Here is a 20,002-nt window from a genome sequence, read left to right as displayed (position 1 = left end):
CGCTCCTAGTGGAGCCCGTGAGGGCTCGCGTCGTGGTGTGTCGTCTGCTCGAACGCTTGCGCGTGAGGAATGAGGTGCGAGCCCCGTCCACCGCGTCGATAACGGACCGCCGCCGCGCTCGCGCACGGCCCCTGCGATCCCTCGCCGAAGTTCAACCCCCGATGCTACCGGACGGACGGGCCCCCGGTCGACGCGTCCGCGGCGGACCCCTCCTGCGCCGTCGGCCCCGCCGCCCCGGGAGCGGGCGGCGTCGACTGCCCGACGCGGAGGCGCAGGCCGTCGTGCACGCCGTCGACGACGTCCTCGAACGCGACCGGCGTGCCGAGCGTGGCCGAGACGTACACGCTCACCACGGTCGCCAGCGACACGAAGGCGTCGTCGACGGTCACCCCGGCCGGGCGTCCCGTCCGGAGGGCGTCGGCGATGTCGTCGTACTGCCGGTAGTGGCCCTCGAGGTAGGTGTTGTCGAGCCGCGGGGACCGGGGCAGGTCCGCGTCGTGCAGCTCGAGCTCGGCGTCGTTCCGCACGTCCGCCTGGGCCGGCACCCCGGACTCGGGCGCCGCGTGGAAGTAGGTGAGCGAGCCCGCCTCGATGACCGCGGATCCGCGCGTCCCCTGCACCTGCACGCGCGTGTCGAGGCCCGGGTAGCCGGCCGTGCTCGCCTGGAGGGTCGCGAGCGCGCCCGAGGCGAAGCGGATCACGGCGACCGCGACGTCCTCCACCTCGATGCCCTCGTGGGCGAGCAGCGCGGTCTGCGCGTACACCTCGACCGGGCGGCCGAGGTAGGAGACGAGGAGGTCGAGCGTGTGCACCCCCTGGTTCATGAGGGCGCCGCCGCCGTCGAGGTCCCACGTGCCGCGCCAGTGCCCGGAGTCGTAGAAGCCCTGGCTGCGCCACCACGGCGCGCTGGCGACCGCGGAGGTGAGCCGGCCGAGCCGACCCGAGCGCACGGCACGGTCGACGACGACGCTCGAGGGATTGAAGCGGTGCTGGCTGATGACGGTCGAGAGGATCCCGCGTCCGGCGGCCGCGCGCGCGAGCTCCGCGATGCGACGGCCGCGCGCCAGGTCGACGTCGAGGGGCTTCTCGATGACGACGTGCAGGCCCGCGGCGAGCGCCTCCTCGGCGAGGCCGATGTGCAGGCCGCTCGGGGTGCAGATGACGACGAGCTCGGCGGCGTCCGCGCGGACGAGGTCGGCGAGCCGGGCGAAGACGCGGGGGCGGTCGGCGCGCAGCTCGTCGACGACCACCTCCGCGAGCTCCTCCGCGGTGGCGGCGCTCGTGTCGACGAGGGCGGCGACGCGGAACCCGGGGTGCTCGGCGAGGACGCGCGCGTGGTGCGTGCCGATGACGCCGCAGCCGACGATCGCGACCCGGATGGGCTGGTGGATGGCCGCGGCGGGCGCGCCCTCGTCGGACGGCTCGGTCTCGGCGACGACCGCGGCGGCGCCCGACGGGTCCGGCAGAGCGTCGTCGGCGCGCGCGGCGCGGACGAGCGCGGGGACATCCGCCTCGGGGACCGCGACGGCGGGCTCCGTCGGCGATGCCGGGGCGTCGTCGACGCGACCGGGCGACGCGGTCCGACCGCCGGGCAGGAGCTCGCGGACCGCCGCGTCGGCGAGGGCCACCGCGTCGTCGGCGATGTCGAGCGTGACGCCGCGCTCGTCGTCGCCGAGCGGCTCCAGCGTGCACAGCTGCGAGGCGAGGAGGCTGCCCGGCATGAAGTGGCCCTCCCGGTGCCCGAGGCGCTCGGCCAGGAGGTCGTGGTCCCCCGCGAGGTGCACGAAGGCGACGTCGGGGGCGGCGGCGCGGAGGATGTCGCGGTAGGAGCGCTTCAGGGCGCTGCAGGCCACGACCGGTCCGCCCTCGGGCCGGTCGGCGAGCACGCGCCCGATGCCCTCGAGCCAGGGACGCCGGTCGTCGTCGTCGAGCGCGTGGCCCTCGGCCATCTTCCGGCGGGCCGACTCGCTGTGGAGGTCGTCTCCGTCGATGAAGGGGACGCCGGCGTCCTGGGCGAGGAGGTCGCCCACCGTCGACTTCCCGGATCCGGAGACCCCCATCACGATCACGGGCGGGAACGGGCGGACGGCGTCGATGCGGATCACTCCCTGCGGTTCGGTGAGGAACTCGTGCGGCGCGACCCTCGCGGTGCGCCCGTCCATCCTACGAGACGCTCCCCGTGACCTCGCTGACGCCCGGGGACCCGGGCGTACCCTGAGCACGACTGTCGACAAGGAGGCATCAGATGTCAGATGACCAGAAGGCCACGGCGAACATCGGGGTGGTGGGGCTCGCGGTGATGGGGTCGAACCTCGCCCGCAACCTCGCCAGCCGCGAGGGCAACACGGTCGCGGTGTACAACCGCACCACCGAGAAGACCACGCACCTCATCGAGGAGCACCCCGAGGCCGGCTTCGTCGCCGCCACCACCGTCGAGGAGTTCGCCGCGTCGCTGCAGCGTCCCCGCACGGCGATCATCATGGTCAAGGCCGGACGCGGCACGGACGCCGTCATCGAGCAGCTGACCGCGGCGTTCGAGGAGGGCGACATCATCGTGGACGGCGGCAACGCGCTGTTCACGGACACGATCCGCCGCGAGAAGGAGGTCCGCGCGAAGGGCCTCCACTTCGTCGGCGCCGGCATCTCCGGCGGCGAGGAGGGCGCGCTCAAGGGCCCGAGCATCATGCCCGGAGGGACCGCCGAGGCGTACGAGACGCTCGGCCCCATCCTCGAGTCCATCGCCGCGGTCGCGGAGGGCGAGCCCTGCGTGACCCACGTCGGCACCGACGGCGCGGGCCACTTCGTGAAGATGATCCACAACGGCATCGAGTACGCCGACATGCAGCTCATCGCCGAGTCGTTCGACCTGCTGCGCCGCGTCGGCGGCCACGAGCCCGACGCGATCGCGGACGTCTTCGAGGAGTGGAACGGGGGCGACCTCGAGTCGTACCTCATCGAGATCACCGCGGAGGTCCTCCGCCAGAAGGACGCGTCGACCGGGAAGCCGCTCGTCGACGTGATCGTCGACCAGGCCGGCTCCAAGGGCACCGGCGTCTGGACCGTGCAGAACGCGGTCGGCCTCGGCGTGCCCGTGGGCGGCATCGCGGAGGCCGTGTTCGCGCGCGCCGTCTCCTCGAAGCCCGAGCAGCGCAAGGCCGTGCAGGCCACCATCACGAGCCGTCCGGAGATCCAGCCCGGCGGGGACACCTTCGAGGACGACGTGCGCGCCGCGCTCTACGCGAGCAAGGTCGTCGCGTACGCGCAGGGCTTCGACGCGATCATCGCGGGCGCGCAGGAGTACGGCTGGGACATCGACAAGGGCAAGGTCGCGGAGATCTGGCGCGGCGGCTGCATCATCCGCGCCCAGTTCCTCAACCGCATCGTCGAGGCGTACGAGAAGGACTCGGGCCTCGCGACGCTGCTCGAGGACCCGTACTTCGCGAAGGCCGTCGCCGACGGCGAGCAGGCCTGGCGCCGCGTCGTGTCGGTCGCCGCGCTCTCCGGCATCCCCGTGCCCGGGTTCGCGTCGGCGCTCAGCTACTACGACTCGCTCGCCTCCGAGCGGCTGCCCGCCGCCCTGGTGCAGGGCCAGCGCGACTTCTTCGGCGCGCACACGTACCACCGCACCGACAAGGAGGGCACGTTCCACACGCTGTGGTCCGGCGACCGCTCCGAGATCGAGGCGGAGGACACGCACTAGCCGTCCGCGCCCCGACGACGCCCCGCCGCCCCTCGTGGGCGGCGGGGCGTCTGTCACACTGGGGCGGATGGACGACGACGAGCACCCCGAGCTCGCGGGCTACGAGCCGCACCGCCCCCGGAGCCTGCGCAGCAAGCGCACGCTCCTCGTGATGCGGGTCGTCGTGGTGGTCGGGATCGTGAGCCTGCTGCTCCCCGGCGTCGTCACCATGGTGCGCGTCGGCGCGAACACGGCCGACATGGCGTGCGCCGACTTCGTGCGGTTCGAGCGCCCCGACTCCCCCTCCTACGAGGTGCGCTTCCAGCTCTTCGGCCCCGGCGTCGTGGGCTACGAGTGCTACACGCGGTACGCGTTCGGCGGCGACGAGCACATCGTCTCGCTGGGCCTCATCCCCTCGGGGCGCGTCGCGCGCGAGGTCGTCGAGCGGAACTCCCGGGACTGACCCGCGGGAGCCGCCCCCCGCACGGGGAGGCGGCCGGCGTCCTGCCGGCCTAGGCGGCGCCGTCGAACATGCTCGTGACGGAGCCGTCGTCGAAGACCTCATGGATGGCGCGGGCCAGCAGCGGCGCGATGGGCAGCACCGTGAGCTTGTCCCAGCGCTTCTCCTCCGGGATCGGCAGCGTGTCGGTGACGACGACCGAGTCGATGTGGGGGCTGTCGAGGATCTGCGTGGCCGGGTCCGAGAACACGGCGTGCGTCGCGGCGACGACGACGCCCGTGGCGCCGTTCTTCTTCAGCGCCTCGGCGGCCGAGACGATGGTGCGCCCGGTGTCGATGAGGTCGTCGACCAGCAGGCAGACGCGACCCGAGACATCGCCGACGATCTCGTGCACGGTGACCTGGTTGTGCACCTTCGGGTCGCGGCGCTTGTGGATGATGGCGAGGGGGGCGCCGAGCTTGTCGCTCCAGATGTCGGCGACGCGCACGCGGCCCATGTCGGGCGAGACGACCGTGAGGGTCTTCGAGTCGAGCACGCTGCGCATGTGCTCGAGGAGCACGGGCATGGCGAAGAGGTGGTCGACGGGGCCGTCGAAGAAGCCCTGGATCTGGGCGGCGTGCAGGTCGACGGACATGATGCGGTCGGCGCCCGCGGCCTTGAAGAGGTCGGCGACGAGGCGGGCGGAGATCGGCTCGCGGCCGCGGCCCTTCTTGTCCTGGCGCGCGTAGGGGTAGAACGGCGCGACGACCGTGATGCGCTTCGCGGAGGCGCGCTTCAGGGCGTCGACCATGATGAGCTGCTCCATGAGCCACTCGTTGATGGGCGCCGTGTGCGCCTGGATGACGAACGCGTCGCTGCCGCGGACGCTCTCGTCGTACCGGATGTAGAGCTCGCCGTTGGCGAAGGTCCGCGCGTCGGTGTGCACGAGGGTGGTCTCGAGCTCCTCCGCGATCTGCTCGGCGAGCTGGGGGTGCGCTCGCCCCGTGACGAGCACGAGCCGCTTCTCTCCGGCGGTCTTGATTGCGGACACGGGACTCCGTCTCGTCAGTGCTGCTCGGTGTGCTGGGCGTCGGACGAGTCGTCCCTCGCGCCGTCGGCGGCCTCGACGGCGGCCCGGGCCTCGGGGGTGCCCGGTCGCTTGGCCTCGGTCCAGCCGACCATGTTGCGTTGCGGCGCCACCGAGATGCCGAGTGCGCCGGGCGGGACGTCCTTGCGGATGACGGCACCGGCACCCGTGTAGGAGCCGGTACCGATCCTAACGGGTGCGACGAAGACGTTCCGCGAGCCCACGTGCACGTGGTCGCCCACCTCCGTGCGGTGCTTCGAGACGCCGTCGTAGTTCGCGAAGATCGCGCCGGCGCCGATGTTGGTGTGCTCGCCGATGGTCGCGTCGCCCACGTAGCTGAGGTGCGGGACCTTGCTGGACGCGCCGATCTCCGCGTTCTTCGTCTCGACGTAGGCGCCGATCTTGCCGTCGTCGCCGAGGCGCGTGCCCGGGCGGAGGAACGAGAACGGGCCGACCTTCGCACGGGCGCCGATGACGGAGAGCTCCGCGTCCGTGCGCCGCACCTCGGCGTCCTCGCCGACCTCCGTGTCGCGGAGGGTGGTGTCGGGGCCGACCGTGGCGCCGGCCGCCACCGTGCTCGCGCCGAGGATCTGCGTGCCGGGGAGGACGGTCACGTCGGCGGCGAGCGTGGCCTTCACGTCGATCCAGGTGGTGCGCGGGTCCTGGATGGTGGCGCCCGCGAGCTGCCAGCGCCGGATGATGCGCGCGTTCAGCTCCGTCGCGGCCGCCGTGAGCTGCACCCGGTCGTTGATGCCGGCGACGAGCCAGCTGTCGCGCACGGGCAGGGCCTCGATGGCGCCGCCCGCGCGGCGGATGACGTCGGCCGCGTCGGTGAGGTACTTCTCCCGCTGCGCGTTCTCGGTGCCGATGGCGCCCAGGGTCTGCCGCAGCGCCTCCGCATCGAAGACGTAGACGCCCGCGTTGACCTCGTCGATGCGGAGCTGGTCGCCCGTGGCGTCCTTCTGCTCGACGATGGCCTGGAACGCGCCGTCCTCGCCGCGGATGATCCGCCCGTTGCCGGTGGGGTCGGCGAGGCGGGCGGTGAGCAGGGTCAGGTCGTTGCGGGCCTGGCGGTGCGCGGACACGAGCGAGCGGAGGGTCGCCGCGTCGAGCATCGGGACGTCGCCGGACAGCACGACGACCTGGCCGGTGAACCCGTCGGGCAGGGCCGTGATGCCCACCTCCACCGCGCGGCCGGTGCCCGGGATCTCGTCCTGGTCGACCACGAGGGCGTCGGGGGAGAGCGCACGGACGACCTCGACGACCTGGTCGCGCTCGTGGCGGACGACGGTGACGACGTGGCGGGCGCCCAGCTCCTCCGCGGTCGCGAGCACATGGCCGACGAGCGGCAGCCCGGCGAGCGCGTGCAGCACCTTGGGGAGGCGCGAGCGCATGCGCGTGCCCTGGCCGGCCGCGAGGATCACGACCGCGATCGAGGGGCTGCGCGGCTCGCCGTCGACATCGAGCTCGCCCGTGACGATGGGGATCTCGCGGGTCCTCGGCGTGCTGTCTGAGTCGGTCATGACGATCTCCCTGCGTCTCGCGTTCCGTCGTCCGGCGCGGCCGGCGGGCGTCGCTCCGCCCCCAGGATTCGAACCTGGACCTCACAGCTCCAAAGGCTGAAGTGCTGCCGTTACACCAAGGCGGACCGCTCCACGGCCCGGCCGTGCGCAGGTCGAGTCTGCCAGACCGCGGTGCGCCGCTCGGCCGGGCGGATGTCCGCGGACCGGCATGATGGGGGCATGCCCAGCCGCGACGAGGTCGACCGCATCGTCGACGCGTGGCGGGGCGAGCGGCCCGACCTCGACTTCTCACCCCTCGAGGTGCTGTCGCGCGTCGGACGCCTGTCGCGGCTGCTCGAGCGCGCCCGCCGGTCCGCCTTCCAGGAGTCGGAGCTCGAGTCGTGGGAGTTCGACGTGCTCTCGGCGCTCCGGCGCGCGGGCGATCCCTACCAGCTGAGCCCCAAGGCCCTCCTGCAGCAGACGCTCGTCTCCTCGGGCACCATGACGAACCGCATCGACCGGCTCGTCGCCCGCGGGCTCGTGGAGCGCCGGACGGACCCGCACGACGGGCGCGGGATCCTCGTGGTCATGTCGGACGCCGGGCGCACGCGCGTCGACACGGCCATCACGCGGCTGGTCGCCGAGGAGGCCGACCTGCTGGAGACGATGCCCGCCGCCGACCGCGACACGCTGGCGGGGCTCCTCCGCCAGCTGATCCTCGACCTGGACGACGACCTGACCTGATCCGAGCGACCGCAGCTTCCGCGGCGACGCTCAGGCGTGCGCGACGCAGCGGCGGGCGGCCGGACGGATCTCGAGCCGGCCGGCCGGGATCCGCTCGTCGCACGCCTCGCAGCGGCCGTAGGTGCCGGCGTCGAGTCGTGCGACGGCCGCGTCGATGTCGTCCAGGCGGGCGCGCGCCTCGTGGATCATCGCGTCCGACTGCGAGCGCTCGAAGGCGAGGGTCGCGCCCTCCGGGTCGTGCTCGTCGTCGGAGTTGGCGTCCCGCCGTGCCTCGACGATGGCCGCCACGTCGCGGTCGAGCCCGCGGATGAGCGCGAGCGTGTCGGCCCGGAGGGCGGCCAGGGACGCGCGCGGGCCGACGGGCGCGTCAGCGACGGACGCGGCACCGGACTGGGCGGCGTGGACCGCCGCGACGTGGACGGGCACGGCGTCGCCGGATGCGGGGTCGGCGGGCACGGGTCGGACTACGCGGCGACGAGGGCGTGCGCGTCGGCGAGCAGCTCGGCCGAGCGGAGGCGCTCGGGCGTCCGCTGCGAGGCGTGCCCGACGATGACCTCGTCGACGCCCGCCCGCTCGGCGAACCGGTTCGCGTAGTCGGAGACCTCGGCGCCCGTGCCGATGCCCGTGTAGGTCATCATGCTGGCGACGTGCGCCCCGACGGGCGCCTCGAGGAGCCGGTCGAGCTCCTCGTCGGTGAAGGTCTGGGTGGCGGGGATCTGCCCGCTCTGGCGGAGCAGCATCACGAGCCGCGCGCGGCGGACCTGCTGGAACTGTCGCTCCGCGTCGGCGCGGTCGTCGGCGGCGATGGCGTTGATGCCGGCGATGGCGTACGGCTCCTGGAGCTGCTCCGACGGGCGGAAGTCGCGGCGGTAGATCCGCACGGCCTCGAGCAGGGCGTCGGGCGCGAAGTGCGAGGCGAACGCGTACGGCAGGCCGAGGGCGGCCGCGAGCTGGGCGCCGAAGAGCGAGGACCCGAGGATGTAGAGGGGCACGCGGGTGCCCGCGCCCGGGGTCGCGGCGACGCCGGGGACCTGGCTCTCCCCGGCGAGGAAGCCCTGCAGCTCCACGACGTCCTCGGGGAAGCGGTCGGACGACGCGGGGTCGCGCCGGAGCGCCCGGAAGGTGGCCTGGTCGCTGCCGGGTGCGCGGCCGAGGCCGAGGTCGATGCGGCCCGGGTGCAGCGTCTCGAGCGTGCCGAACTGCTCGGCGATGGTGAGCGGCGAGTGGTTGGGGAGCATCACGCCGCCGGAGCCGAGGCGGATCGTCGACGTCTGGCTGGCGACATGCGCGATCAGGACGCTCGTGGCGCTGGACGCGATGGACGCCATGTTGTGGTGCTCCGCGTACCAGACCCGGCGGTAGCCGCTGCGCTCGGCCTGCTGGGCGAGCGCCACGGAGGCGGCGAAGCTGTCGCGGGCGGTCTCCCCGGGGGCGATGGGGGCGAGGTCGAGGATGGAGAGCGGGACGGTCATGCCGGGTCCAACAGCGGGAGGGCCCCGGGTGTTCCGAGCCGAGGGCCGCGCGGCGTCCCGGGCGCGGCGCCGCCCTCAGGCCGTGGGGGCGGAGCTGCCGACCGGGGAGGCGGGGGCGGGCCCCACAGGGGCCGCCGAGTCCGCCGACAGGGGGTCGACCGCGTCCGCGGAAGCACCCGCGTCCGCGTCCTCGTCCGCGTCCGCGTCCGCGGGAGCATCCGCGCCCGCGCGACGACGCCGGAGCCCGGCCCCGGCGGCGACCGCCCCCGCGAGCGCCAGGCAGATCGCCGTGGCGACGAGGACCCGCGCCCCCTCCGCGAGCTGCTCCGGCACGAGCGGCAGCAGGATCTGCACGGCGAGCACCAGCATCACGACGGCGATCACGGTGTCGAGCACGCGCCAGGCCGACGGGCGGGCGAGCAGGGGCGCGAACACGCGCGCCGCGGTGGCGAGGAGCGTGAACCAGACGCAGCTGGCGATCATCGCGCCGACGCCGAACGCCCAGCGGCCGTCGCCGTGGCCCGCGGCGACCGATCCGACGAGGAGGACCGTGTCGAGGTAGACGTGCGGGTTCAGCCACGTGAGCGCGAGGCACGCGGCGACCACGGCGCCGAGGGCCTGCGGCGCGGACGCGGCGACGGCGAGGCCCGCGGGCGCGACGGCGCGGCGCAGGGACAGGGCCGCGTAGCCGGCGAGGAAGCAGGCGCCGAGGACGCGGATCACGACGATCGCCACCGGAGCGGCCTCGATGACGGCGCCGACCCCCGCCACGCCCAGCCCGATGAGGATCACGTCGGAGACCGCGCAGATGAGGACGACCGCGAGGACGTGCTCCCGACGCGTGCCCTGGCGCAGGACGAAGGCGTTCTGCGCGCCGATGGCGGCGATGAGGGAGAAGCCGAGGCCGAAGCCGGAGAGGGCGTGCGCGAGCGGGTGCATGCCCCCACGGTAGGCATCGCCTGCCCATCAGACCAGCTCACGTTGCTGGAGCACCATTAGCATCGCTGATGATGGACATCCGCACCGAGCACCTGCGCACCCTGGCCGCCGTCATCGACACGGGCACGCTCGACGCGGCCGCCCGTGCGCTGCGGCTGACGCCGTCCGCGGTGAGCCAGCGCATCACGGCCCTCGAGCGGAGCACGGGCCGCGTGCTCCTGCGCCGCACCCGGCCCGCGACCACCACCGAGGCGGGCGACGCCGTCCTCCGGCACGCGCGGCAGGTGCTGCTGCTCGAGCGAGACCTCGACGGGCTCCTCGGACTCGGCGACGGCGAGACCCCGCGCGCCGGCACCGCGGCGGTGCCCGTGGTGGTGAACGGGGACTCGCTCGCGTCCTGGCTGCTGCCCGCCTTCGCCGCCCTCGCGGCCGAGACCGGGCAGGCCGTCGAGGTCCTCCGGGAGGACGAGCACCACTCGCTCGACCTGCTGCGCGACGGCACCGCCATGGCCGCCGTCACGAGCGTCCGCGACCCCGTGCAGGGCTGCACGTCGGAGCGCCTCGGCCGGATGCGGTACCGGGCGGTGGCGACGCCCGCCTACCGCGACGCCCACCTGCCCGACGGGCCGACGCCCGGCGCGCTGGCGACCGCGCCCCTCGTCATGTACGACCGCAAGGACGCCATGCAGGACCGCTGGCTCCGCGGCCGGCGCGCGCCCGTCGGCCAGCCGCGGCACTACGTGCCCTCGTCGGCCGAGTTCGTCACGGCGGTCACGCTCGGCATGGGCTGGGGCATGCTGCCCGACCTCCAGGCCGAGGACCTCGTGCGCCGGGGCGTGCTCGTGCGGCTCGACGAGGCGTCCCACGTGGACGTGGCGCTGCACTGGCAGCGCTGGAGCGTGGACTCCCCCGTGCTCGCCGACCTCACCCGGCACGTGCGCGCCGCGGCCGCCTCGCTCCGCTAGGGGACGGGACGGCCGCGGCGCGGAAGTGCGACGCGGATCAGCGGCGCAGCGCCGCGCGCGCCAGCCGGTTGCCGACGAACTGCACCACCTGCACGAGCACGATGATGATGAGCACCGCCGACCAGGTGACGACCGGCTCGAACTGCCGGTAGCCGTACACGATCGCGAAGTCGCCGAGCCCGCCGCCGCCGACCGCGCCCGCGACGGCCGTCATGTCGACGATCCCGACGAAGACGAACGTGTAGCCGAGGACCAGCGGGCCGAGGGCCTCCGGGATCAGCAGGGTGAAGACGATCCGCACCGGGCTCGCGCCCACCGAGCGGGCCGCCTCGATCACGCCGGGCTGCACCGTGAGCAGGTTCTGCTCGACGATCCGGCTGATCGCGAAGGAGGCAGCGAGCGACAGGGTGAAGATGATCGCCGGCTGCCCGATGCCGCTGCCCGTCGCGAGCCGGGCGAGGGGCTGCGCGGCGACGAGGAAGATGATGAACGGGATCGGCCGGAAGGTGTTGACCACCACGTTCAGCACCGCGAACACGGGCCGGTTCGCGAAGAGGCTGCCGGCGCGCGTCAGGTACAGGCCGAGGCCCATGACGAGGCCGCCGAGCCCGCCGAACAGGAGCGTGAGCAGCACCATCGTGAGCGTCTCGACCGTGGCGCGGCCGAGGAGGGGCAGGAGCGGGGTCAGCGCGTCCATCTCAGACCTCCGTCACGGTGACGCCGGCGCGGTCGGCCGCGAGCACCTCGTCGATGCGCTCCGGGTCGCCGGTGAGCGCGAGGGTCAGGTTGCCGAAGGTGCGGCCCTGGATGTCGGTGATGCCGCCGTGGACGACCTCGAAGGCGATGCCGGCGCCCGCGAGCGCCCGGAACACCTCCGTCTGCGTCGCCCCGCCGTCCGCGAAGGACAGCGTGACCAGGCGGCCGGGGTGCCGGGCGCGGAGCCGGGCGACCTCGTCGGCCTCGGGCACGCCCGCGACGACGGTGGACACGAAGCGGCGCGCGGCGTCGCTCGACGAGCGCGAGAACACGTCGAACACCTCGCCCTGCTCGATGACGCGGCCGGAGTCCATCACCGCCACGCGGTCGGCGATGGACTTGATGACCTCCATCTCGTGCGTGATGACGACAATGGTGACGCCGAGCTCCTCGTTGACCCGCCGCAGGAGCGCCAGGACCTCGCTCGTGGTCTCCGGGTCGAGCGCGCTCGTGGCCTCGTCGGCCAGCAGGATCGCCGGGCTGGTCGCGAGCGCCCGGGCGATGCCGACGCGCTGCTTCTGGCCGCCGGACAGCTCGTCGGGCCGGGCGTGCGCCTTGTCGGCGAGGCCGACGAAGTGCAGGAGCTCGCTGATGCGGCGCTGCTGCTGGTCCTTCGGCATGCCCGCCACGGACAGCGGGTACGCGACGTTGCCCCACACGGTCTTCGAGGTGAAGAGGTTGAACTGCTGGAAGACCATGCCGATGCCGAGCCGGAGCCTCCGGAGCTCCCGCTCGGGGAGGTCCTGGATCTCGCGCCCGTCGACGGAGACGGAGCCCGACGTCGGGAGCTCGAGCGCGTTCACGAGCCGCACGAGCGTGCTCTTGCCGGCACCCGAGTAGCCGATGATGCCGAACACCTCGCCGCGGCGGATGTCGAGGTCGACGTCCGCGAGCGCGTCGAGGGCCGGCTCGCCCTTCGCGCGCGGCGGGTACCGCTTGCCGACGCCCCGCAGGGAGACGTGCGGCACGACGGGCTCCCCGTCCCGGGCGGGACGGGGATCGGCGTCGGGGCCGGAGCCCGCGGGACGGGCGTCCGTCACTCCGCCGCCTTGCTCGCCGCGACGTCCTCCTCGGTGGTGGCGAGGATGCTCCGCAGCTCGTCCGCCGGGGTCTTCAGCGGGACAGCGGTGCCGCCCGAGTTCTCGACGAGGGCGTCGATGACGGCGGGCGTGTCCTCGAAGATGCGGGCGAGCCGCAGGTACGTCTCGTTCGACGCGTCGTCCGCGCGGGCGGCGAAGACGTTGACGTAGGCGAGCGAGGCGGGGTCGCTCGGGTCGTCCTGCGCGATGGCGTCGTCGGAGGTGAGGCCGGCGTCGGGGACGAAGTCGTTGTTGATGATGACGGCGTCCGCGTCGGGCAGCGACGTGGCGGTGAGCGCCGCGTCGACCGTGGTGACCGTGACCTTGGAGGCGTTCTGGTCGATGTCGTCGAGCGTGGAGATGCTGGATCCGCCGCCCTCGAGGGTGACGAGGCCGGCGCTCTGGAGCACCAGGAGGCTGCGGGCGAGGTTCGACTCGTCGTTGGGGACGACGACCGTGCCGCCCTCGGGGATCTCGTCGACCGACGCGTGCTTCGAGGAGTACAGCGCGAGGGGGTAGATGGCCGTGGCGCCGACGGGCGTGAGGTCGTCGCCCGCGCCCTCGTTGTACTGCGCGAGGTAGACGAGGTGCTGGAACTGGTTGAGGTCGATCTCGCCCTCGGACAGCGCCGGGTTCAGCTGCGTGTACTCGGAGAAGTTGACGACCTCCACGTCGATGCCCTCCTCCTTCGCCGCGTCGACGAACGGCTGCCACTGCGGGTCGCTCGCGCCGACCACGCCGATCCGGACGGCCTTGCCGCGGCCGTCGAACGCGCCGGTCGCGAAGAGGACGGCCGCGACGACGGCGAGGACGACGACGACCGCGCCGATGATGAGGCCGAGGCGGTTCCGCCGCTTCGGGGCGTCGATCAGGGGTGCGGGGGTGGTCATGGGGATCCTCTCGGTCGTGCGGGAACCGGTGCTGTCCGGGTGGTGCGGGGGTGCGGGTGCCTGGTGCGGGGTGCATGTTGCGGGGGCTGGTCGGGCGGACGCGGCGGGCGCGGACGGCCGTCCGGGTGGGGAGCGCGGGCGGTGCGTCGGCACGCGCGGCGGCACCATGATGCGGGTCTCCGCGGCGATGCCGAGCGGCGCGCGCGGGCGGCTCCGTGCCGCGGATGCGGTGCGGGACGCCGGCGCCGACCGGTCGCCGCGGCCCTGCAGCACCTCGACGGTAGGCGCGGGGGCGGTCGCGTGTCGAACCGGGGCGTAACACGGGGACACCGCGAGGACATCGCGGGAACGCCGCCGGGACGCCGCCGGGACGCGACGGGGCCATGGCGGGCTGCCTCCGGATGCCGCGGCGGGGTCCGCGGGCCGTCCCCCGCTCCCGTGCCTCCGCGGGATGTGGCAGGGTCGGCGGAGGAGGAGGTGCTCCATGCACCAGGACGGCGAGGACGCGGTCGAGGAGCTCGGCGCGCTGCCGGACGCGGAGCTCCGCCGCCGCGTCTACGCGCAGGGTGCCGACGAGTCGGACGAGCGCTGGATCCGCGCCGCCGCCGAGCTCGACCGCCGCGAGCGCACCGCCCGGGGCGACGGCCCGGACGACGATCGCGAGGGCGGGATCCGGGACGCCGAGCACCAGGCGGAAGACGACCACGACCCGGGCACGGACGCGGACCCGGCGCCCCGGCGCCCCCGCCTCCCCGTCGCGCTGCTCGGAGCCTGCGCCGCCCTCGCGGTGGGCCTCCTCGCCGGCGTCGCCGTGGGCACCGGCCTCGGCACCGCCGCCCCGGAGGAGGGTGCGGGCGCCGCCGCGGACCGCTCGGACAGTGCCGCCTCCGATCTCCCGCGGACGGGCGGATCCGGCGCCGCCTCCACGGGCACGACCGGCACCTCGCCGAACGCGTCGGCCTCGCCCGCGCTGCTCGGCCCGGAGTCGCTGTCGGACACCCGTAGCCGCCCGATCGGCGCGATCCTCGACTCCGAGCAGACCGACACCGACCTGCCGCCGCGCCAGGTGCGCGCGGACGTGGATAACGCCTCCGTGCGCGGCGTGCAGACGAGCGTCGGGCTCTACGCCGCCCGCACCGTGACGGGCGACCTCTGCCTGCTGGTCTTCCCGGACGGCGGATCCGCGGTGCTCACCTGCGGCACGCCCGACCAGGTCTCCAGCACGGGCCTCCGCATCGCGTGGACGACCGTGTTCCCGTCGCGCAACCGCGACGGCTCCGTCGGCACGATCACGGGCGACGTCACCGCGACCTGGTCGACGGACGGCCTCATCACCCTGACGACGCCCGGCCGCCTCCTCGCCTACTGACGGACGGACGGTGCGCCGCGGCGCCGTGACGGCCGCGGGCGGGCTCACGGCCCACGGGCACCCGACGGGACGATGTCCCCGCAGGTCCCGGGGAGCCCCGACGCCTGCCGAGGACGGGCGGATCAGCCCTCGAGCAGCTCGCTGAGCTCCATCCAGCGGCTCTCGAGCGCCTCCACGTCGGCCTCGATGGCGCGGACGCCCTCGTTCAGCTTCCCCAGGCCGTCGTAGTCGTTCGGATCGTGCTCCGCCATCGCGTCGAGCGCCTGGCGGCGGCGGGTGTCGGCCTTCTCGAGCTTCCGCGTGATGCTCGCCAGCTCCTTCTGCGCGTTCCGGAGCTCCGCGCCCTGCAGCGAGGAGCCGCCGGATCCGCCGAGCGTCGCGGTGGCCTGGCCGCCGACCTCGTCGGGTCGCGCGACGGTCGCCTTCTCCGCGTTGCCGGGCTGCGACCGGAGCTTCAGGTACTGCTCCACGCCGCCCGGGAGGTGGCGGAGGTTCCCGTTCATGACCGCGTACTGCTGGTCGGTGACGCGCTCGATGAGGTACCGGTCGTGGCTGACGACGAGGAGCGTGCCGGGGAAGGAGTCGAGCAGGTCCTCCATCGCGGCGAGCATGTCGGTGTCGAGGTCGTTGGTTGGCTCGTCGAGGATGAGCACGTTCGGCTCGTCGAGCACGATGAGGAGGAGCTGCAGGCGCCGCTTCTGGCCGCCCGACAGGTCCTTCACCGGGGTGGACAGCTGCGCGCTCGGTGAAGCCGAGGCGCTCCAGGAGCTGACCCGGGGTCATCTCCTTGCCGCCCGCGACGTACGTGGTGCGCTGACGGCCGATGACGGTGGACACGCGGTCCTCCAGCACGTCCTTCAGCTCGTCGAGCTGCTGCGTGAGCACGGCCACCTTGATGGTCTTGCCGCGCTTGACCCGGCCGCTCGTGGGCTGCAGCGACCCGGCGACGAGCGACAGCAGCGTCGACTTCCCGGCGCCGTTGACGCCGAGGATGCCGGTGCGCTCCCCCGGCGCGATGCGCCACTCGACGTCCTTCAGGATCTGCTTGTCGCCGTAGCTGACGGACACGTCGAGCAGGTCGACCACGTCCTTGCCGAGCCGCTGCATGGCCATGGAGGCGAGCGAGACGGTGTCGCGCGCGGGCGGCTCGTCGGCGATGAGGGCGTTGGCCGCCTCGATGCGGAACTTGGGCTTCGCCGTACGCGCGGGCGCGCCGCGGCGCAGCCACGCGAGCTCCTTCTTCATGAGGTTCTGGCGCTTCGCCTCGGAGACCGCGGCGCTGCGGTCGCGCTCGACGCGCTGCAGGATGTACGCCGCGTACCCGCCCTCGAACGGCTCGATGAGCCGGTCGTGCACCTCCCAGGTGGCGTTCGCGACCTCGTCGAGGAACCACCGGTCGTGGGTCACGACGATGAGGCCGCCGGAGCTCGGCGCCCAGCGGCGGCGGAGGTGGCCGGCGAGCCAGGCGATGCCCTCCACGTCGAGGTGATTGGTGGGCTCGTCGAGGAACAGGATGTCGTGGTCGCCGATGAGGAGCTTCGCCAGCGCGACCCGGCGGCGCTGGCCGCCGGAGAGCTGGGCGACGTCCGCGTCCCACGGCACGTCCGAGGCGAGCCCGTCGATCACGTCGCGGACGAGCGGGTTGCCCGCCCACTCGTGCTCGTCGATGCCGCCGACGATGGCCTCGCCGACGGTCTGGCCGTCGGGCAGGGTGTCGCTCTGGTCGAGCACGCCGATGGTGACGCCCCGGCGGCGCGTGACGCGGCCGCGGTCGGGCTCGAGCCGCCCGGCGAGGAGGGAGAGGAGGGTCGACTTGCCGTCGCCGTTGCGTCCGACGATGCCGATGCGGTCGCCCTCGTTCACCCCGATGGTCACGTCGTCGAAGATCACGCGCGTCGGGAACTCGAGGTGGAGCGCTTCGGCTCCCAGCAGATGGGCCACCGGACGAGCCTAGGTGGTCTCCACCCGGGGAATTCCCGCGAGCGGTCCGTCGTTGCCCCTCCTCGTGACCCGATCGGGGTCGCGCGCTCGACGGGGAGCGGCCCGCCCCGTCCGGCCGCGGGGATCCGCCCACCGCGAGGAGCGCACATGACCACCGGCAGCACCGACACCGCATCCACGCCCACCGCCGCCGGATCCACCGCGCTCGCGTCGCCCCGCCGCGACTCCCCCGTGGGCCTCGTGGTCTACGCGCTCACGCTGCTCGTGCTGGTCGCCAGCGGCGCCGCGCCCTCGCCGCTCTACCCCGTGTACCAGGAGGAGTGGGCGCTGCCGCCCGTGGTGCTCACGGTCGTGTTCGCCGTCTACGTCGCCGGCCTCCTCGCGACCCTGCTGACCGCCGGGCGGCTGTCCGACCACATCGGCCGCCGGCCCGTGATCCTCGGGGCGCTGGCCGTCTCCATCGCCGCGATGCTCGTGTTCGCCTTCGCCGAGGACGGGCTCGCGCTCGTGGTCGCACGCATCCTGCAGGGCCTCGCGATCGGCCTGGCGACCGGGGCCCTCGGCGCCGGCATGATCGACCATCAGCCCGTCCGCCGGTCCGGCCTCGCCGCCTTCCTCAACGGCGTGGTGCCGCCCGCCGCGCTGACCGTCGGCGCCCTGGGCAGCGGCTTCCTCGTCGCGTACGGGCCCGCCCCCGAGGAGACGGTGTTCCTCGTGCTCGCCGGGCTCATGCTCGCCGCGGGCGTCGCCGTGGCCGTGGTGCCCGAGCGGCAGCCGCGGCGCGCGGGCGCGCTCCGCTCGCTCGTCCCGTCGGTGGCCGTGCCGCGCGCCGCGCGCTCCGTCTTCACCGCCGTCGTCGGCGGCATGATCGCCAGCTGGGCGCTCGGCGGCATGTTCCTCGCGTTCATCGGCTCCGTGCTCGGCACGACCTTCGGCCTGCACAGCGCCGCGCTCACGGGCGCCGCGATCGCCCTGTTCACCGGCACGGGCGCGATCACCGGCATCGTGATTCGCACGCGCGACGCCCGCCGCAGCCTCATCGTGGGCGTCGTGGCGCTGGTGCTCGGCCCGGTCGGCCTCGTCGCGGCCATCTGGACGGCGTCGCTCCCCCTCTTCGCCGCGGCCGCGGTCGTCGGCGGCGTCGGCTTCGGCGCGGGCTTCCAGGCGGGCCTCCGGCTGGTGCTCGCGGAGGCGCCCGTCGACCAGCGCGCCAGCCTCCTCTCCTCCGTCTACGTCGCCAGCTACCTGGCGTTCGGGATCCCGAGCATCGTCGCCGGGGTCTTCGTGGAGGCCGACGGCCTGCCCGCCGTGCTCACCGTCTACGGCGCGTTCGTCGCGGCGAGCGCCCTGGTCGCGCTCGTGCTGCAGCTGGCGGGCGGCCGCGCCCGCCGGGCCGAGCGGATCGCCGCCGGGGACGCCGCGTCGGCCGCCTGACGCGCACGGGCCCGAGCGTCCGGGGGCGCCGCCCTTCCGCCGGCGCACGGTGCCTGACATGCTCGTCGCGACGATCGACGACGGGGGCACCATGACGGATCCGGACGACGACGCGGGCGACGACGAGGTCGGCCCCGACGCCGAGTGGGGACGCCTCGTCGGGGAGGTCGGGCAGGCGACCATCGGCGATCCCCGCATCGCGCGGCTCGTCTTCGTGCCCGCGGCCGTGCCGCACCCGTTCGAGGACGCCGTCGAGGTGTTCGAGCGGGCCGCGACGCAGCTGCTCGCCGGCTCCGCGGAGCGCCCCGTGGCGTTCCTCGGCTACCACGCGATGAACCGCCTCACGCGCTCCCGGGAGGCGGTGGGCTTCCTCGTGACCGATCGCGCCGTGCACGTGCGGGACGCGCCGTCCGGGGTGATCCTCCGTGCGCCCGTGCGGCGGATCCCGCTGGTCCGCGGCCCGGAGGGCCCCGCCGCGTCGGCGGCGGCGACCGTCGCGGCGGCCGCCGGGGGATTCGCCTGGCAGCACGTCGACCACCTGCTCCCTCCGGACGCGCGGCCCGTCCTCCTCGGGGCGCTGGAGCGGGCCGTCGCCCTCACCCTCGAGCACGACGCGCGGACCTCGCGGTCGCTGCCCGCGGCCGTGCCCCGCGCCCGTGGCCTCATCGGCCGCATCGCGGAGCTCGAGCTCGGCGACGTGGTGCGGCTGCCGGACGATCCGCGGCACCGCAAGCACATGGCCCGGCTGACGAAGGCGCTGGCCCTCCCTGCGGAGGAGCAGGTCCTCTTCACGGTGACCGACCAGACCCTCGGCGGGCCGTACGGGGTCGTCGTCACCGGCACCGCGATCCGCTCGAAGGACCTCATGGAGGAGCCGGTGGCGACGCCGATCGCCGGCCTCGATCCGACCGCGATCCGCGTGGAGGGCGCCCATCTGCACGCCGGCGACGCGCACACGCTCCCGGCGCACCTGGAGGACGCCCAGCGCACCGCGCTCGAGACGCTCCTCCGCGAGCACGTCGGTGGCGCGCTCGACGGGTGAGGCGGATCCGCCCGGACCGGGGGGCGCGGTCGGCGGAGCGCGGGTAGCGGAGCGCGGGCAGCGGTCAGGCCGCTCCCGTCTCCTCCGGCCGGGGCCCTACGGCGCCGCTCGTCGCGCACGCCTTCCACCGACGCAGGCGCCGGAGCCCGCGCACGCGGACGGCCGAGCCCGCCGCGACACCCACCACGAGCGACCCCGCGGCGAGCGCGACCGCGGTCCCGGGCGTCGTGTCGCCCACGACGGCGGAGGCGACCACCATCGTGGCGAGCGACAGGACGAGCGACAGCTCCGCGGCCCCGCTCGCGTCCATCGGGCGGGGCCGGGGCGGGTGACCGGTGCGCGCGGCCGCCCGCCGTGCCCGGTGGAGCCGCAGCCCGCGACGGAGCGTCCGCACGCCCGCGACCACGACCCCGGCCAGCGCGAGGACGAGGCCGACCGCGAACACGACGAGGAGCAGCCGCGGCGCCCCCGCGGCGAGCGGGGACCCGACCATCACCACCCAGCCCGCCGACATCAGGACCGTCTGCGGCCTCACGGGGAGGACGGGCCGCCCGTGCCGCCCGCGGCGGGCCGACGCGACCCGCGCCTCCCGGATGACGAACCGCACGACCGACCTCCCGGATCCCGTGCGGACGCTAGCGCGGACGCCGGTCCCCTGCGCCCG

The 20,002-nt window shown here is 74.4% G+C and carries 17 protein-coding genes, 1 tRNA gene and 1 pseudogene; 7 read left to right on the top strand and 12 right to left on the bottom strand.

Going from position 1 to position 20,002, the window contains the following annotated elements:
- Positions 1–164: 164 nt before the first annotated feature.
- Entirely contained in the window at positions 165–2,162 is a 1,998-nt protein-coding gene (locus ACZ411_RS03465; RefSeq protein WP_464168558.1) for a gluconokinase, GntK/IdnK-type, read from the bottom strand.
- 83 nt (positions 2,163–2,245) lie between these two features.
- On the opposite strand from ACZ411_RS03465, the gene gndA reads away from it, so the two are divergent.
- Together gndA and ACZ411_RS03455 are read left to right on the top strand one after the other, a co-directional pair.
- Positions 2,246–3,700 (top strand): NADP-dependent phosphogluconate dehydrogenase, encoded by a 1,455-nt coding sequence (gndA, locus tag ACZ411_RS03460; protein ID WP_464168556.1) that lies wholly within the window; start codon positions 2,246–2,248, stop codon positions 3,698–3,700.
- A 67-nt stretch (positions 3,701–3,767) separates the two neighbouring features.
- The gene (locus tag ACZ411_RS03455; RefSeq protein WP_104290143.1) at positions 3,768–4,142 is read left to right on the top strand and encodes a hypothetical protein; all 375 of its coding nucleotides are present in this window, start codon (positions 3,768–3,770) and stop codon (positions 4,140–4,142) included.
- 49 nt (positions 4,143–4,191) lie between these two features.
- On the opposite strand, the gene ACZ411_RS03450 is transcribed toward ACZ411_RS03455, so the two are convergent.
- The 3 genes from ACZ411_RS03450 to ACZ411_RS03440 all read right to left on the bottom strand — a co-directional run bounded on the left by ACZ411_RS03450 (position 4,192) and on the right by ACZ411_RS03440 (position 6,853).
- Entirely contained in the window at positions 4,192–5,169 is a 978-nt protein-coding gene (locus ACZ411_RS03450) for a ribose-phosphate diphosphokinase (protein WP_094116366.1), read from the bottom strand.
- 14 nt (positions 5,170–5,183) lie between these two features.
- A complete protein-coding gene (glmU, locus tag ACZ411_RS03445) occupies positions 5,184–6,728 on the bottom strand; it encodes a bifunctional UDP-N-acetylglucosamine diphosphorylase/glucosamine-1-phosphate N-acetyltransferase GlmU (RefSeq protein ID WP_464168553.1) in 1,545 nt (514 codons plus the stop codon).
- A gap of 53 nt (positions 6,729–6,781) precedes the next feature.
- Positions 6,782–6,853, bottom strand: a tRNA-Gln gene (locus tag ACZ411_RS03440).
- A gap of 94 nt (positions 6,854–6,947) precedes the next feature.
- Between ACZ411_RS03440 and ACZ411_RS03435 the strand changes: the two genes are divergently transcribed.
- Positions 6,948–7,451: a MarR family winged helix-turn-helix transcriptional regulator gene (locus ACZ411_RS03435; protein WP_094116368.1), complete on the top strand. Its 504-nt coding sequence runs from the start codon at positions 6,948–6,950 to the stop codon at positions 7,449–7,451.
- Between the two features lie 30 nt (positions 7,452–7,481).
- On the opposite strand, the gene ACZ411_RS03430 is transcribed toward ACZ411_RS03435, so the two are convergent.
- The 3 genes from ACZ411_RS03430 to ACZ411_RS03420 form a co-directional block, all read right to left on the bottom strand.
- Positions 7,482–7,793, bottom strand: a complete 312-nt coding sequence (locus tag ACZ411_RS03430) for a TraR/DksA family transcriptional regulator (RefSeq protein WP_464168583.1) — start codon at positions 7,791–7,793, stop codon at positions 7,482–7,484.
- Between the two features lie 122 nt (positions 7,794–7,915).
- Positions 7,916–8,923 carry an LLM class flavin-dependent oxidoreductase gene (locus ACZ411_RS03425; protein ID WP_464168550.1) on the bottom strand — a complete coding sequence of 336 codons (1,008 nt, stop codon included), beginning with the start codon at positions 8,921–8,923 and terminating at the stop codon, positions 7,916–7,918.
- A gap of 75 nt (positions 8,924–8,998) precedes the next feature.
- A complete protein-coding gene (locus ACZ411_RS03420; RefSeq protein WP_464168548.1) occupies positions 8,999–9,862 on the bottom strand; it encodes a LysE/ArgO family amino acid transporter in 864 nt (287 codons plus the stop codon).
- Positions 9,863–9,930: 68 nt separating this feature from the next.
- Between ACZ411_RS03420 and ACZ411_RS03415 the strand changes: the two genes are divergently transcribed.
- The gene (locus ACZ411_RS03415; protein ID WP_464168546.1) at positions 9,931–10,827 is read left to right on the top strand and encodes a LysR family transcriptional regulator ArgP; all 897 of its coding nucleotides are present in this window, start codon (positions 9,931–9,933) and stop codon (positions 10,825–10,827) included.
- A gap of 37 nt (positions 10,828–10,864) precedes the next feature.
- Here the strand turns inward: ACZ411_RS03415 and ACZ411_RS03410 are convergent, their stop codons facing one another.
- From ACZ411_RS03410 to ACZ411_RS03400, 3 genes are read right to left on the bottom strand one after another with little or no spacing between them, the layout of a single operon-like run.
- Positions 10,865–11,524, bottom strand: a complete 660-nt coding sequence (locus tag ACZ411_RS03410) for a methionine ABC transporter permease (RefSeq protein WP_464168544.1) — start codon at positions 11,522–11,524, stop codon at positions 10,865–10,867.
- 1 nt (position 11,525) lies between these two features.
- Positions 11,526–12,623 carry a methionine ABC transporter ATP-binding protein gene (locus ACZ411_RS03405; RefSeq protein ID WP_464168542.1) on the bottom strand — a complete coding sequence of 366 codons (1,098 nt, stop codon included), beginning with the start codon at positions 12,621–12,623 and terminating at the stop codon, positions 11,526–11,528.
- Entirely contained in the window at positions 12,620–13,552 is a 933-nt protein-coding gene (locus ACZ411_RS03400; protein ID WP_464168540.1) for a MetQ/NlpA family ABC transporter substrate-binding protein, read from the bottom strand. Before ACZ411_RS03400 ends, ACZ411_RS03405 begins: the two co-directional genes overlap by 4 nt.
- Positions 13,553–14,036: 484 nt before the next feature.
- Here ACZ411_RS03400 and ACZ411_RS03395 point away from each other — a divergent pair, with 484 nt between their 5' ends.
- Complete coding sequence (locus ACZ411_RS03395; RefSeq protein WP_464168538.1) at positions 14,037–14,921, top strand: hypothetical protein; 885 nt, start codon at positions 14,037–14,039, stop codon at positions 14,919–14,921.
- Positions 14,922–15,043: 122 nt separating this feature from the next.
- On the opposite strand, the pseudogene ACZ411_RS03390 reads toward ACZ411_RS03395, so the two are convergent.
- A pseudogene (locus ACZ411_RS03390) lies at positions 15,044–16,862 on the bottom strand (ABC-F family ATP-binding cassette domain-containing protein).
- Between the two features lie 147 nt (positions 16,863–17,009).
- Here ACZ411_RS03390 and ACZ411_RS03385 point away from each other — a divergent pair.
- Positions 17,010–18,296, top strand: coding sequence for an MFS transporter (locus ACZ411_RS03385; protein ID WP_464168536.1), 1,287 nt, complete (start codon positions 17,010–17,012; stop codon positions 18,294–18,296).
- A 49-nt stretch (positions 18,297–18,345) separates the two neighbouring features.
- Positions 18,346–19,338 carry a hypothetical protein gene (locus ACZ411_RS03380; RefSeq protein WP_464168534.1) on the top strand — a complete coding sequence of 331 codons (993 nt, stop codon included), beginning with the start codon at positions 18,346–18,348 and terminating at the stop codon, positions 19,336–19,338.
- Between the two features lie 64 nt (positions 19,339–19,402).
- On the opposite strand, the gene ACZ411_RS03375 is transcribed toward ACZ411_RS03380, so the two are convergent.
- Positions 19,403–19,945, bottom strand: a complete 543-nt coding sequence (locus tag ACZ411_RS03375) for a hypothetical protein (RefSeq protein ID WP_464168532.1) — start codon at positions 19,943–19,945, stop codon at positions 19,403–19,405.
- Positions 19,946–20,002: the final 57 nt, after the last annotated feature.

Source organism: Clavibacter sp. AC415 (genome assembly GCF_979252985.1).
This window is presented reverse-complemented; position numbering and strand designations above follow the sequence as displayed.

Coding starts and splice junctions, on each gene's coding strand:
- ACZ411_RS03465 (WP_464168558.1), bottom strand. CDS start 2,162: ATGGACGGGCGCACCGCGAGGGTCGCGCCGCACGAGTTCCTCACCGAA.
- gndA (WP_464168556.1), top strand. CDS start 2,246: ATGTCAGATGACCAGAAGGCCACGGCGAACATCGGGGTGGTGGGGCTC.
- ACZ411_RS03455 (WP_104290143.1), top strand. CDS start 3,768: ATGGACGACGACGAGCACCCCGAGCTCGCGGGCTACGAGCCGCACCGC.
- glmU (WP_464168553.1), bottom strand. CDS start 6,728: ATGACCGACTCAGACAGCACGCCGAGGACCCGCGAGATCCCCATCGTC.
- ACZ411_RS03435 (WP_094116368.1), top strand. CDS start 6,948: ATGCCCAGCCGCGACGAGGTCGACCGCATCGTCGACGCGTGGCGGGGC.
- ACZ411_RS03425 (WP_464168550.1), bottom strand. CDS start 8,923: ATGACCGTCCCGCTCTCCATCCTCGACCTCGCCCCCATCGCCCCCGGG.
- ACZ411_RS03420 (WP_464168548.1), bottom strand. CDS start 9,862: ATGCACCCGCTCGCGCACGCCCTCTCCGGCTTCGGCCTCGGCTTCTCC.
- ACZ411_RS03415 (WP_464168546.1), top strand. CDS start 9,931: ATGATGGACATCCGCACCGAGCACCTGCGCACCCTGGCCGCCGTCATC.
- ACZ411_RS03410 (WP_464168544.1), bottom strand. CDS start 11,524: ATGGACGCGCTGACCCCGCTCCTGCCCCTCCTCGGCCGCGCCACGGTC.
- ACZ411_RS03400 (WP_464168540.1), bottom strand. CDS start 13,552: ATGACCACCCCCGCACCCCTGATCGACGCCCCGAAGCGGCGGAACCGC.
- ACZ411_RS03395 (WP_464168538.1), top strand. CDS start 14,037: ATGCACCAGGACGGCGAGGACGCGGTCGAGGAGCTCGGCGCGCTGCCG.
- ACZ411_RS03385 (WP_464168536.1), top strand. CDS start 17,010: ATGACCACCGGCAGCACCGACACCGCATCCACGCCCACCGCCGCCGGA.